This is a genomic window from Shewanella sp. SM29, from assembly GCF_025654245.1.
Taxonomy (GTDB): domain Bacteria; phylum Pseudomonadota; class Gammaproteobacteria; order Enterobacterales; family Shewanellaceae; genus Shewanella; species Shewanella oncorhynchi.
In genome coordinates this window covers 38,766-53,079 of sequence record NZ_JAKKRN010000007.1, presented here as the reverse complement: position 1 = coordinate 53,079, position 14,314 = coordinate 38,766, and the positions used below count along the sequence as shown (strand labels likewise).

Genomic DNA, 14,314 nt, shown 5'->3' with positions numbered 1-14,314 from the left:
GCAGGCTTTTTGATGGGAAAACAACGTCAAACTAATCTTTCTTATAAATGTCGTGACAACTTTTACAGCTTTTTCCTGTGTCCATAAAGGCTTGTTTGATTTCAGCTTGATTACCTTTTTGAGCTACAGTAGCCAGAATGGCAGCATTCTCTTGGAAGGTTTTCATTTTTGCATCAAAATCAGCTCTGTCTTGCCAAACTTTGGCTAGGGCTTCGGTATCACCTTTGTCTGAGCCATCAATAAAACCTTCGAAAGGAATTTTGGATAATGCAGCAACATTCGTTGCGCGCATTGCGAAGGTTTCTGCTTCGAAAGGTTTTTTGCCTTTCATCATGGCAGCCATATCGCCGAAGTTATAAGCAATAAGACCAAATGCAGATTGGCGGTATTCAATTGCATCTTTAGAGTCTTCGAAATTGTGTGCTTGTGCAGTTGAAGCCAATAAGGTACTGGCAACGAGAGTAAGTAGTAATTTTTTCATCGTATTCTCACAAATTAGCGTCGAAGTGTGACATTGCACGTCTATTGTACACAAATTAACTTGATGTACTAGAAGCAATTTTGTCAGTTTTTGTCTGGATCAGACTGCTAAACGTAACAATTTATTTGTAAGTAGGCGAAATCTGTTAGACTGCTAATGTAATGCTTGAACAGTACTTATGAGGGTGATTATGCGAGCTAACTGGGATCTAGTATTAGAAAAAATTTTGAGCCACAGCAATTATGAAGATCTTTCTGTGTTGTTTCATTTACTGTTAACCGAAGAAGAACGTAGTGCCGTTGCCGGACGTTTGAAGGTCTTTCAATTGCTGCTAGACGGGGAAATGAGTCAAAGGCATATCGCTGCGGAATATGAAGTCAGTATTGCAACGATTACACGTTGTTCTAATTATTTGAAGAATATGTCTTCTGAGCATAGGGCGAAAGTTCAAAAACTAATTGGTTAGTGTTCACGTGGATACAACTCTTATGAATATCATCTGCTCCTATTGTGGTGAATAGAACTAAGTCTTAAGGCGTGATGGGAAGCTTATGACGACGATAGAGGGAACGACGAACCAGAATGTATAAGCCGTAGCTGAGTAAACAGATAGCCAGAATTGGGTAAAGATCCTTGGGAAGGAATTTAAAGATAGCCAGCGCCGCTAAGAGATAGATAAAAGGTATAAAGTCATAAATTATCTCGGGAAGATAACCCGATTTACGTCGTTTGGCCGAGTCTGTTCGACGGTTTTGAGAACGCATAACGTAGATCCTCGCACCTAATACAAATACCACAGTTGCCGCTATCAAGGCATAGTTGATGTCGAGTGCAATAAAACTCGAACTACCGAGCGCCATGTAGCCAAAAGGCAAAATTTCGTAAAGGGGTTTGGTTAACATAAGCACTCCGTCGCTTAACTTAGGTTGATATCAATATCTAATTGAAACTATTCATATAAAATTTGAATACTTCAATTTACCAGTCAGTTATTTATCTATTACGAATATTATAAACGCTTGTGTATAAAAAATGCACGACCTTAAATTAAGGGCATGCATTTTAAAAGGTTAAACAATGGCTGTTTAATCACTTACGGATAAACAACTTCTCGTTCAACTGCTGGTATCAGGCTTTGTTTAGCCGCGGCAACCACAGCCGCCATTACCGTCACAACCTGTTTTAGGTGTGTCACAGGCTTCGTGCTCTTCATGGTGGTGTCCATGATCGTGGTCTGAACCACCACAACAGCCGCCCGCTTCTTGTTTACCTGAACCGCCACAGCATCCACCACCGTGGTCGTGATCATGTCCATGGCTTCCACAACCACCTTGGGCATGAATGTGGCCATGAGCGATTTCTTCGGCTGAGGCTTCACGAACGTCAACGATTTCGACGCTGAAATTGAGCGATTGGCCCGCTAAAGGATGGTTGCCATCGACGATAACCACATCGTCTTTCACTTCCATGACTTGAACTGGGCGCTGACCCATTTCAGTTTCAGCGATGAAGCGCATACCTGGGACGATATCTTCGATATCACCAAAGGCTTCTAATGGCACGGCTTGACGTAGGCCATCGTGATAAGGCCCATAGGCTTCTTCGGCACTAATAGTGACATCGAGTTTTTCGCCTTTGCTTTTACCATCTAATGCGGCTTCTAAACCTGGGATCAGGTTTTCAGTGCCGTGTAGATATAGCATAGGTTCAGAGTCGAAAGAGTCTTCTAATAGTCTGCCTTCTTGATCTGATAAACGGTAATGAATGGTTACCGCGCTGTGTTGAGTGATCTTCATATCGCCTCCAATTCGTAATGTGCGCGCATAATAACGTGCTTTTTTAGTGCTGGCGATAATTTGAAGTGGCTTATGTTAGATATCGCACAGGTTTTTTTTAGGCAAATTTGTCGGTGCTTTACGGTAGAAAGGATGAGTAATGTGATTTTTGCTCGTTAGCCTGTCAATTTAGCCTGAGTGATGAGGTAGAACAAATAACTCATTATTTGAAAGTGTATTATAACTAATTAGATGAAAAACAAGTGATTATCTAATGGTTTTCGTGCCACATTACGTTGACGTTAACAGTTATCTATTGCGTAAATCGCATTTTTACCCTTAGAAAACTTCATATTAACGAATCTTGATGCAGTATTTTATCGAGCGTTAATATTTGCCTATAAATAATCCATTTTAGGGGTTGACAAGCGCGGGTAAAAAAAGCAATTCTGTTTATCAAGAAATTAACATGGATTAGCCCAAACACATGCATAGCCTAGGTTTCGTAGTAACTACCATTATTACAACCACCACTACAACAACAGTGGGGGCGGGCTGATACACCCTAAAGAATTTTAACGATGAGCCCGCTTCCCACAAAGAAGCGGGCTTTTTTGTTTCTAGCTCTTATTTCTAAGTCGGGCGCGGTACAGGAGAACAAGATGAAAGTAATGAAATTTGGTGGTACCTCGCTTGCAAATTGGCAGCGATTCTCGATGGCGGCGGATATCGTTGCCAATTCATCTAAGCTTGAGCCAATAGCCACAGTGCTATCTGCCCCGGCGACTGTGACCAATGCGTTATTAGAAATGGTCGACGTTGCAGTTAAAGGCGAAGATTATTCCCCAGTGATACAACATGTTGAACGAGTATTTACCTCGCTTTACCAAGATGCGGTGGCTTCTGGACTCTCTAGCGCCCAAAGTGAGCACTTATTTGCAGGTTTAGCGAGTCAGTTGGCGTTATGGCACGATAGACTCCGTGGGATTGCCTTGTTGCAAGAGTGTCCTGATGGCATACGTGCTGAAATCGTGGTGGCAGGTGAGCGTTTATCTGCAGCCTTGATGGAACAAGTGATGCTATCTAAGGGGATCACGTCTGCTCAACTCGATCCGCGCGCCTTGTTTCTAGGTCGTGGTCGGCCGTTAGAATCCGTGGTCGATATCGCTGTGAGTAAGCCAAGGTTTCGTGCGTTGGCATTAGGTGAAAAACGCGTATGGGTAATGCCGGGTTTCACCGCCGCCGATGAACAGGGTAAAGTGGTCACCTTAGGCCGCAATGGTTCGGATTATTCTGCTGCCGTACTGGCCGCCTGTTTAGATGCGTCAAGTTGTGAAATTTGGACCGATGTCGACGGTGTTTATAATACCGATCCCCGGGTGGTTGCCGACGCTAAATTGCTGTCACAACTCAGTTATCAAGAGGCTATGGAGCTCTCCTATTTTGGCGCTAAGGTGTTGCATCCTAAGACGATTGCGCCTATCGCCCAGTTCCATATTCCCTGTTATATCAAAAACAGTTTTAACCCCGATGCGCCCGGTACTCTGGTATCAAACCAAGCCGATGAAACTGGCTTGCAGGTTAAAGCTATCTCCAATTTAGATAACCAGACCATGTTCGATATATCAGGCCCAGGCATGAAAGGCATGGTTGGCATGGCGAGCCGTACTCTCGCGGCGATTTCCCGCAGCGGCGTGTCAGTCTCTTTAATCACCCAAAGCTCCTCTGAATACAGTATTAGCTTCTGTGTGGCGACGTCTGACTCGGCCAAAGTGAAATGGGCCTTAGAGCAAGAGTTTGAATTAGAAATAAAAAGTGACTTGCTTGAACCTATCGCTATGCGTCATGAGCTCGCCATCGTTTCTTTGATTGGTGATGGCATGCGCACCCATAAAGGGGTGGCGGCGCGTTTCTTCCAAGCGTTAGCACAGGCAAGCGTGAACATTATCGCCATCGCCCAAGGTTCGTCTGAGCGGTCGATTTCGACTGTGATCGAGCAGCGTAAGACTAAGCATGCGGTGGCGGCTTGTCATCAAGGCTTTTTCGATGTGCAGCAGTATTTAGATGTGTTTTTAGTGGGTTGCGGCAATGTGGGCGCAGGCCTGCTCGAGCAGATAAAACAACAGTCCGCCATGCTTAAAGAGCAGCACATCAGTATCCGTGTTTGCGGCATAGTGAATTCGAACAAGATGTTACTCGACAGTGCGGGTATCGACTTAAGCAATTGGTCTAGCTTGCTTGCCGATAGCCAGCAAGCCTGCGATATCCCAGCGTTACTTGCATGGGTGAAAGAGCAACAATTGCTTAATCCAGTGCTGGTGGATTGCACCTCGAGCGAGCAAGTGTCGAACCTATATTTGGATGTGATGAACGCGGGTTTACATGTGGTCACGCCCAATAAAAAGTCCAATACTCGCGATTATGCTTATTACCAAGCGCTTCGCCAAACTGCATTAAAACAGCGTCGCCAATTCTTGTACGAAACCACAGTCGGTGCGGGTTTGCCTGTGATCGATAACCTGAAAAAACTGTTATTTGCCGGTGACAAACTGCATAAGTTTAACGGTATTTTATCGGGCTCTTTATCCTTTATCTTCGGTATGCTCGATGAAGGCATGACACTTTCTGAAGCGACCGGTCTGGCACGGGAAAAATGTTTTACTGAGCCCGATCCCCGTGATGATTTGAGTGGTATGGATGTGGCGCGTAAGGTGCTCATTCTTGCCCGTGAAGTGGGACTAAAGTTAGAGCTCAGTGACGTTCAGGTTGAATCTGTATTGCCAGCCGAGTTTGATGATTCCGGTGATGTTGAAAGCTTTATGGCACGATTACCGCAAGTTGATGCCGCAATTGCCGCAAAAGTGGCGCAGGCCAAAGCCCAAGGTAAAGTGCTGCGTTATGTTGGGCAAATTGAGGATGGTGTGTGCCGTGTGCGTATCGCCGAAGTGGATACACAGGATCCGCTTTATAGCGTTAAAGGCGGTGAAAATGCCTTAGCGTTCTATAGCCGCTATTATCAGCCCATTCCCTTTGTGCTACGCGGCTATGGCGCAGGGACTGAAGTGACCGCTGCTGGTGCCTTTGCCGATGTATTAAGAACCTTGAATTGGACTCGTGAGGTGAGTGTATGAGTTTGACCGTTTACGCTCCAGCCTCTATGGGTAACGTAGGAGTCGGATTTGATTTACTTGGCGCTGCTTTGGCGCCGATTGATGGCAGTTTACTGGGCGATAGAGTGACTATCGCCGCGGCAGCGTCGGGTGTGAGTCTGATACAGACCGGCGCTTGGGCCCATAAACTACCTGATAATCCGCAAGACAATATTGTGTACCAATGTGCCGAATTCTTCTTAACAGCCATGAGTAAGGAGTTTTTAACTGCGCAGGGTAAAGCAGATGGAGGCGTAGCGCTGACACTGGAAAAGAACCTGCCCGTCGGCAGTGGTTTAGGTTCGAGTGCAAGCTCAGTCGTGGCGGCGTTATATGCCCTGAATGAACATTTTGATAGACCCTATAACGAGCAAGCACTGCTGGAACTGATGGGCGAGTTTGAAGGGAAGATCAGCGGTAGTGTGCACTATGACAACGTTGCCCCCTGTTATTTGGGCGGCATGCAATTGATGCTCAATGTGCCGGGCAATGTCTGTGAAGCGATACCCAGCTTTAAAGAATGGTATTGGGTTGTGGCCTATCCAGGGATTTCACTCTCAACGGCAATGATGCGCAAACTCATGCCTGATCAATATGATAAAAGTGTCACTATCGATTTTGGCCGTTATTTAAGCGCCTTTGTGCATGCGTCTTACCAGCAGAATGCCAAGCTTGCGATCAGCGTATTAAAGGATGTGTTAGCCGAGCCCTATCGCGCCGCCGCGATCCCGGGTTACGACAAGGCCAGAGCCGCTTTAGCCGCTTTAGGCATGTTGACTACGGGGATTTCCGGCAGTGGCCCAACGCTGTTTTCGATTACCGATGATTTAGCCACGGCAAATGCGGCTAAAGCCTGGTTAGAACAGCATTATTTAACCGAGGTTGGGGGCTTTGCCCACGTGTGTCGCCTCGATGAGCAAGGCACGCGTAGAGTCGATTAATAGTTAATTTAGCTAAGACTAAGTACCCCAAATTAGCATTTAAGGTTTAGCATCAAAAGGTTGAGTGAGCATGGAACTATATAATTTAAAATACCCTTCGCAGAAAGTGAGCTTTAAAGAAGCGGTACAACTGGGGTTAGGTAAAGACAGAGGTTTGTTCTTTCCTAGTCAAATACCCGTACTAGACGATATTGAAGGGCTGCTGGCGTTGCCATTCGTTGAGCGCAGTAAAAAAGTACTCGGCGCATGGCTTGCCTCTGAGTTAGGCCAAGATGCGGTCGATGAATTAGTTGAGCGTGCCTTTAACTTTGATTTACCTTTGGTTGCCGTCGATGAGCAGCGTGCCTGCCTCGAATTATTCCACGGTCCAACACTGGCGTTTAAAGATTTTGGGGCGCGCTTTATGGCGCAATGCGTCAATGCCTTTGTCGGCGACACACGCTTAACCATTCTGACTGCGACTTCGGGCGATACTGGCGCCGCGGTTGCCGATGCCTTCTATGGACTTGAGAAAGTCAATGTGGTGGTGCTCTATCCTAAGGGCAAGATCAGTGAACTACAGGAAAAGATGTTCACGACTTTGGGCAAGAATATCCATACAGTTGCCGTCTCGTCCGATTTCGATGCCTGCCAAGATCTGGTTAAGCGCGCCTTTGATGATCCCGAAGTCCGCGATGGGTTGAGCTTAAACTCGGCAAATTCTATCAACATCAGCCGCTTACTCGCGCAAATTTGCTATTACTTTGAAGCGGTTGCCCAGTCTAAACAGCGCCATGAAGCCGATCCTGTGATTTCAGTGCCAAGTGGTAACTTTGGCAACCTCACCGCAGGTTTATTCGCTAAAGCGATGGGATTACCAGTTAAACGCTTTATTGCCGCGACCAATGCCAACGATACAGTGCCGCGTTATTTAGACAATGGCCAATGGCAGCCCAATCCGACTCAAGCGACTATGTCCAATGCCATGGATGTGAGTGAACCCAGTAACTGGCCGCGTGTGGAAGCCATTTGTGAGAAATTAGGCTGGCCACTGAGTAGCTTAGTGGGTATTCGCTTATCGGAGGAACAAACGTCACAGGCATTAGCTGAGTTGCATGCACAGGGTTATGTGTCTGAGCCCCATGCGGCGATTGCAGCTAAGGCCTTATCTTTAACCTTAGTGCCCGATGAAGTGGGCATATTCTTGGGGACGGCGCATCCCGCTAAATTTAAGGATGTTGTGGATAGAGAATTAACGCTTAACTTACCCTTGCCGCCTGAGCTTGAAGCTGTTGCGAGTAAGCCCATCTTATCCGCGGAATTAGCGGCAGATTTTGCTGCATTAAAAGTGCATTTATTCAAAATATTAGCTTAAGGGCTTTAGCCCTACTGATGTCTGCCTAGCAGTGGAATAACATGGCGTAAAAGCAGGAAGGGAGCTTGGCTCCCTTTTTTTACAAGTGTGAGTTTTATGGTGGGGAATTGATGAGCTTGTGTTACCAGCGAACATAAAACAACCCTTAGTTAACTACATGATATTTAATTAATATTTGTAACTTTCTGTATTATCCTTGGTTTCTTATATGTGACATTGTTCACAATTTTATCGGTTGCAATTAGTTATGTTCACCCGCGTGTTTAATCTGTGGGTTAATTGATTTGTCTAAATTTTTTCTGTTAAGTACATGTTTTTGCGTTTTAATATCTGGATGTGCGACCAAGCAGCATGAACTATATCGTCGCATTAACGTGGCCTACGATTTTGAAGTCACCCACTGCGATAGTTTTGCTTTAGTCACTGGGGTGAGCCGCCATGAAAACCAGCTTGATGAAGCTAAAGAGTCCGCCACGGCTCAGGGTGAGGAATTGGGGGGGACACACATAGTTTGGTTACAAGTCGATATGGGGGATCCCACTAAAGTTGTTGCTATTATTTATAAGTGTCTGATTTAAATTTATAAAACTTTATTTTATTTCCTGCGTTCCGGCTTAGCCTTTATCGCAGTATAGTGAGTCGTTTAGATCTCACTATTGGCTGTTGTGCTTTTTTGTTATTATCCCCCGTCCTTTTTTAGGCTAATTACTGTGATCTCGCCGGTGTTTATGGCGCGCTATCTAAGTGACAACTACGCTTACTGAGGTAGAACCCCCTCGCGGAAGTCTGACACTGAATCGTTATACTTCATCTTAATCAAGAGAGGATCATCAACTTAAGAGGCAAGTAACTTAGCCTATGCCATGGTTTAAATACGTTCCTGTCTTATTTATGTTTTTTTTAGTCTTGCCCGCTGTAAGTGCGTCGCAGGTCAATAGCCCTTTACCTTGTAAGAACACGATTAAAGTCGGTTACAACGATTGGCCTCCCTATGCTTGGCAAGATCCTCAAGGAGAAGCCCAAGGTTTAGATGTGGATCTGATGCGGGCATTTGCAGTGTATCTTGGTTGTGAAGTTCATTTTATTAATGTGCCCGCTAAGCGCTCGCATCAGATGTTGCGAGCAGGACAGTTAGATGTGTTGATGGGAGCGACTATGACGGATGAACGTCAAAACTATGCTCTTTTTTCAACCTATTACCGAGATGAAGAGCTGCGCTTATTTGTACTTTATGAGCAAAAAGATCAGATTAATATCGATAAATGGGAGGACATTTTTACCCAAAAATTGCGTCTACTTGTCCCTTCTAGCGGTTGGTATGGTGCAGATTATCAAGAATCTCAATATCGATTAGAGCAGGAGCACTTGTTAGTATTAAGTCCCGACTCAGATAAGTCTGTGCAAATGCTTATCTACGGTAGAGGAGATATGATAGTCGGAGATACCTTAGCCATGCCCTATATCGCCAGCCAGCATCAACGCATCAAGCTAGTGCCACTTAAGTTAGTATTAGATCAAAATCATATTCATTTAATGTTCAGTAAAGCGAGTATCAAGACAAGCCAGTTAGAGCAGTTTAATCATGCGATTAAGGCATTGATGGATAACGGTGAAATTGCACGAGTGATCAATAAATGGCAACAAATGACACTGGCGAAACAGTCTAATATGAGCCGCCTAAACAGTCCGCTAAAGACGCTGTATGTCAGCCCTTAACATTAGCCCTTCACGTTAGCCACTCATGTCCGACTCTGGTATATTTTTATCCTAGTGCAATATGGTAACGCTATGATCTTTGATGTTTTCCTCTAAAGAATCTTGTCTTTTATTCAGTTGTTCCTCCGCGATTTAAGATGTGACACATTTGCTAAAACTTCTCTGACTCGAAGTTACTGAACTCTCTATCAAATTCTGCTAGCTTGTTGGGCTCAATTGTCATGCTTTGGACTTGATTGTGGTTTTTTACAAAAGCCCATGGCAAGAATTTCTTCGCTAAATCTGCTAGCAAAATCTCGTAGTAAAGAGTCTATTGCTAAAATAACAATAGGATAGAGGTCATACATGAAACTTCGCCATTCTGTCGCCTGCTGCATGCTTGCCCTTGGCACATTAACAGCGTTCCAAACCATCGCTGCCGATGCGGTGAGCAATCAAGGGTATTACCGTGCGCCAGCGTTGCACGCTCAAACCTTAGTCTTTACTGCAGAAGGGGATTTATGGACTCAGACCTTAGGTCAAAAAGCGGCTACTCGCTTAACGAGTTTACCCGCAGAAGAGCTAGGGGCGACTATTTCAGCCGACGGTAAGTGGGTTGCTTATGTTGCCAACTATGAAGGCGCGAGCGAAGTGTATGTGATCCCCATTACGGGCGGTGTGGCTAAACGGGTGACTTTTGAGAATAGCCGTGTGCGGGTTCAGGGCTGGACTGCCAAAGGCGAGATTTTATATTCTACCGACACTGGTTTTGGTCCTGCTAATAATTGGATGCTGCGCAGCGTCGATCCTCAAACCCTCACCACCACAGATTTACCCTTAGCCGATGCAGTTGAAGGTGTGATTGATGATCGCAACGAATACGTGTACTTCACCCGCTTTGGTCTGCAAGTGACTGGCGATAATGCCAAAGTGTACCGTGGCGGCGCAAAAGGTGAATTATGGCGCTTTAAACTCGGCAGCAAAACCGAAGCACAGTTGCTCAGCGGCCAACACGATGGCTCAGTGCGCCAACCTATGCTATGGCAGGACAGACTCTATTTTATTAGCGACAGCGATGGCAACGACAACCTCTGGTCGAGTGCGCTCGATGGTTCAGATGCAAAACAGTTAACTCAATTTAAAGATTGGCAAGTCCGCGGTGCGCGGATGGACCAAGGCAAAGTAGTATTCCAGTTAGGTGCGGATATCCATGTGTTTGATATTGCGGCCGCTAAAGACTCGTTACTCAATATTGAACTCACTTCCGATTTTGCCGAGCGCCGTGAGCATTGGGTAAAAGATCCTATGGATTACGCTTCTTCGACTAATTTGGCCCCCGCTGGCGATAAAGTGGTGATCACCGCCCGCAGCCACGTGGCGATCGCGGGTATTGATGGCTCGCGTTTAGTTCAAGTTGCACTGCCGGGGACTTATCGCGTAAGGGAAGCTGTGTTGAGCCAAGATGGCAAGTCGGTTTATGCGATTAGCGACATGACAGGTCAGCAGGAAATTTGGCAATTCCCTGCTGATGGCAGCAGTGGCGCTAAACAGTTAACCAAAGACGGTCATACTTTAAGAATGAGTCTTAATTTGTCCAGTGACGGTCGATTTATCGCCCATGACGATAACGATGGTAACGTTTGGCTGCTCGACTTAAAGAAAAATACCAATCAAAAAATCATCACTAACGGCGAGGGACTTGAGCCTTACGCCGATATCCGTTGGTCCGGCGATAGCCGTTTTATTGCATTAACTAAGTCGGAAATCGGTAAACAACGTCCGCAAATCGTCCTGTATTCTGTGGATGAAAATAAGGCCGAGACGCTCACCAGCGACAAATACGAGTCCTATTCGCCAACCTTTAGCAGTGACGGCCAGTGGCTATATTTCCTATCGAATCGCCAATTCAGCGCAACACCAAGTTCACCTTGGGGCGATAGAAATATGGGCCCAGTGTTTGATAAACGCAGCCAAATTTTTGCCATCGCACTGGTCAAAAATGCCAAATTCCCCTTTAGTAAACCCAATGAACTCGAATCGAATCAAGTTGAAAAAAACGATGCTAAGGATAAACCGAGTCCAGTGAAAATCGATTGGGCGGGGATCTCTCAGCGTTTATGGCAAGTGCCTGTCGATTCAGGAAATTACAGTAAGCTGCGCGTCGTCGATGATAGACTTTATTTGTTAGATCAAGCTATTGGCGACGATGTCGCTCCTAATTTAATGACCATCAAATTTGACCGATTAAGCCCCAAAGCCGAGGTTTTTGCCGAGGACATTGGCCAATATGAGGTTTCTGCCGATGGTAAAAAGCTGATGCTACGTAAGCACAGTAATGAGAAATCACTCCTGATTGTTGATGGCGGCGATAAATTAGGCGATACGGATAATGCCAAAGTGCAAACGGAACAATGGCAGTTAGCGATTTCTCCGCAGCTTGAATGGCAGCAAATGTTTGAAGATGCGTGGTTGATGCACCGAGAATCTTTCTTCGACAAAAAAATGCGCGGCCTCGATTGGCAAGCCACTAAGGCTAAGTATCAGCCTTTGCTCGACCGCCTGACCGATCGTAACGAACTGAATGATATTTTCATGCAAATGATGGGCGAGTTAGATTCTTTGCACTCACAGGTGCGCGGTGGTGACATACCTCAAGATCCCGATGCGGCTAAAGCGGCAAGCCTTGGCGCGCGCCTACAACAAACTGCAGATGGCGTTAAAATCGCGCACATTTATAGTAATGATCCTGAGTTACCGGCTAATGCTTCACCGTTAAATCGTATCGAAGTCGATGCTAAAGAAGGTGATATGCTGCTGGCTATCAATGGCACGCCAGTGGCGAATGTAGCTGATGTCACGCGTCTTTTACGTAATCAGCAGGACAAGCAAGTCTTGCTGCAGCTTAAGCGTGGTAGCCAAACCCATAAAACCATCGTCATGCCCGTTAGTGCTGTGGTGGACAGTCAATTACGTTACTTAGATTGGGTGAGCCATAATGCGGCTGTGGTCAAGGATGCAAGTCAGGGCAAGATGGGTTATTTACACTTATATGCCATGGGCGGTGGTGATATTGAAAGTTTCGCCCGTGAGTTTTATGCCAACTACGATAAAGAGGGCTTGATTATCGATGTTCGCCGTAACCGCGGTGGCAATATTGACAGTTGGATTATCGAAAAGTTACTACGCCGCGCTTGGGCGTTTTGGCAACCCACCCATGGCACGCCAAACACCAATATGCAGCAAACCTTCCGCGGTCATTTAGTGGTGTTAACCGATGAACTGACCTATTCCGACGGCGAAACCTTCTCCGCAGGGATTAAGGCGCTCGGTATTGCGCCCTTAATTGGTAAGCAAACGGCAGGGGCGGGTGTGTGGTTATCTGGGCGAAATGCGTTGACCGATAAAGGGATGGCGCGGGTGGCCGAGTATCCACAGTATGCAATGGATGGCCGCTGGGTGCTTGAAGGCCATGGCGTAACGCCGGATATTGAAGTCGATAACTTACCTTTTGCTACCTTTAATGGCAAAGATGCGCAGCTTGAAACTGCAATAAGTTATTTAAAGGATGAGTTGGTTAAACAGCCAATCCCAGCCTTAAAAGTGCAACCTTTGCCTGTAAAAGGTATGGCACAGGATATTAAAGCTAAGTAATTGATATTTAAATTCAGTATTTAACCGAAATTTAAGGTATCTCGGCTAGCATGTCCGCGTACAAAGTTAGGGTGTTGTCTCTTGGTTCCCGAGACAACACCCATTTTTATGCCCATTCATTAATACTTCTATTCCCATTTTTACTTGTTTCCGCATAGGTTTGCATAGTGTTCACTTGCTGTTGTTGGGCAAGGTGATTAACTGTCATTGCTCTCGCGTCTTCGTTATGGCTTAGATAATAGGCCGTTGGCGCTGAAATCCCTTGGCTCGTTCCTGTCGCTAAATTGGTCATGTCGGCGATCACTTGATACTTCATCTTCGCGTGTTTCAATTCGACTAAGGTTTCTATGTTATCCCTCAGTGCTGGCATTTCTGCTGGTTTTTGCGCATTCGCCGCCAATTGTTTTGCATCGCTAGAAAGCGTTACTGTATCAGTTGATGCTGGTGCGCTGGTTTGAACGGCATTGTTAACCTGTGCAAATTCAGCAGTGGAGACATTTTTTTGTGGGCTGACAGACGGGGAATTTCGCAGTGGTTGAATGTGCATCTTTTAACTCCAACAGATGATACCAAGCTAAGATTGGCTTCTATCGTACTGTTTAAAAGCTGGACCTGAGCTGAATAATGGTGAAAAGTTAGGCTCTATGGATGGTTAGGTGGCGCGGATAATTCGGTGATAGCAATGATTCAGACTGCTATTGAGTTGCGGTGCGGCAATAAAAAAGCCCGCTTAGGAAAACCATCAGCGGGCCATAAAGGTCTGCTCAAATCCTAAAACTTGATTTGAATATCTGTTGCTAAACTATTAGCGATAAAGCAATTTGCATGTGCTTTCTCGTGAATTTTCTCAAGGGTTTCTTGGCTGACTTCGACCCCTTCAGCGAAAATGACCTTAGGATTGAGCACCATCTTAGTTACGGCCAACTTGCCCGCGTCGTTTTTACCCAGCTCTGCAGTGGCATTATCCACATAGGAGGTTACAGGTAAGCGCTTAAGATGCGCAATTGCTAGAAAGGTCAACATATGGCATGAGGATAATGCAGCCAACAGGCTTTCCTCTGGATTGACATTTTGCCCATTGCCTTTGTATTCCGGTGCCGACGAGGCTTGAATCGTCTGGCCGCTGCCAAAGGTAATACTGTGGTCTCGACAAAATTCGCCTTCTTCGGCGGGCGAGGTTTGCCAGTTAACCGTTAAGTTAAAGCCCATTATTTTCTCCTATCTGAAGGACATCAGGGCACTATAGCCTAGCGGTGCTCACTTAGCCA

General features: G+C 45.8%; 12 protein-coding genes. 7 read left to right on the top strand and 5 right to left on the bottom strand.

Features of this window, described 5'->3' with window-relative positions; genetic code table 11:
- Positions 1 to 31: 31 nt before the first annotated feature.
- Complete coding sequence (locus L5L77_RS06675) at positions 32 to 481, bottom strand: c-type cytochrome (RefSeq protein ID WP_028760800.1); 450 nt, start codon at positions 479 to 481, stop codon at positions 32 to 34.
- Between the two features lie 190 nt (positions 482 to 671).
- On the opposite strand from L5L77_RS06675, the gene trpR reads away from it, so the two are divergent.
- Entirely contained in the window at positions 672 to 947 is a 276-nt protein-coding gene (gene trpR, locus L5L77_RS06670; protein ID WP_028760799.1) for a trp operon repressor, read from the top strand.
- A 64-nt stretch (positions 948 to 1,011) separates the two neighbouring features.
- Here trpR and L5L77_RS06665 read toward each other — a convergent pair whose 3' ends face one another.
- Together L5L77_RS06665 and slyD are read right to left on the bottom strand one after the other, a co-directional pair.
- The gene (locus L5L77_RS06665; protein ID WP_173246097.1) at positions 1,012 to 1,383 is read right to left on the bottom strand and encodes a hypothetical protein; all 372 of its coding nucleotides are present in this window, start codon (positions 1,381 to 1,383) and stop codon (positions 1,012 to 1,014) included.
- Positions 1,384 to 1,620: 237 nt separating this feature from the next.
- Positions 1,621 to 2,277: a peptidylprolyl isomerase gene (gene slyD, locus L5L77_RS06660; RefSeq protein ID WP_028760797.1), complete on the bottom strand. Its 657-nt coding sequence runs from the start codon at positions 2,275 to 2,277 to the stop codon at positions 1,621 to 1,623.
- Positions 2,278 to 2,918: 641 nt separating this feature from the next.
- Here slyD and thrA point away from each other — a divergent pair.
- From thrA to L5L77_RS06630, 6 genes are all read left to right on the top strand, one after another.
- Positions 2,919 to 5,387 (top strand): bifunctional aspartate kinase/homoserine dehydrogenase I, encoded by a 2,469-nt coding sequence (gene thrA / locus L5L77_RS06655; RefSeq protein ID WP_263184792.1) that lies wholly within the window; start codon positions 2,919 to 2,921, stop codon positions 5,385 to 5,387.
- Complete coding sequence (gene thrB, locus L5L77_RS06650; protein ID WP_263184791.1) at positions 5,384 to 6,346, top strand: homoserine kinase; 963 nt, start codon at positions 5,384 to 5,386, stop codon at positions 6,344 to 6,346. The genes thrA and thrB overlap by 4 nt, the downstream gene beginning before the upstream one ends.
- 70 nt (positions 6,347 to 6,416) lie before the next feature.
- Complete coding sequence (thrC, locus tag L5L77_RS06645) at positions 6,417 to 7,700, top strand: threonine synthase (RefSeq protein WP_263180819.1); 1,284 nt, start codon at positions 6,417 to 6,419, stop codon at positions 7,698 to 7,700.
- A gap of 284 nt (positions 7,701 to 7,984) precedes the next feature.
- Entirely contained in the window at positions 7,985 to 8,278 is a 294-nt protein-coding gene (locus L5L77_RS06640; protein WP_113940650.1) for a hypothetical protein, read from the top strand.
- 280 nt (positions 8,279 to 8,558) lie between these two features.
- Positions 8,559 to 9,416 carry a substrate-binding periplasmic protein gene (locus L5L77_RS06635; protein WP_263167120.1) on the top strand — a complete coding sequence of 286 codons (858 nt, stop codon included), beginning with the start codon at positions 8,559 to 8,561 and terminating at the stop codon, positions 9,414 to 9,416.
- A gap of 345 nt (positions 9,417 to 9,761) precedes the next feature.
- Entirely contained in the window at positions 9,762 to 13,046 is a 3,285-nt protein-coding gene (locus L5L77_RS06630) for a S41 family peptidase (protein WP_263222435.1), read from the top strand.
- Between the two features lie 106 nt (positions 13,047 to 13,152).
- On the opposite strand, the gene L5L77_RS06625 is transcribed toward L5L77_RS06630, so the two are convergent.
- On the bottom strand, positions 13,153 to 13,593 hold the full coding sequence (locus L5L77_RS06625; protein WP_168823390.1) for a hypothetical protein: 441 nt from the start codon (positions 13,591 to 13,593) through the stop codon (positions 13,153 to 13,155).
- A 224-nt stretch (positions 13,594 to 13,817) separates the two neighbouring features.
- Positions 13,818 to 14,255: an OsmC family protein gene (locus tag L5L77_RS06620; protein ID WP_131523019.1), complete on the bottom strand. Its 438-nt coding sequence runs from the start codon at positions 14,253 to 14,255 to the stop codon at positions 13,818 to 13,820.
- Positions 14,256 to 14,314: the final 59 nt, after the last annotated feature.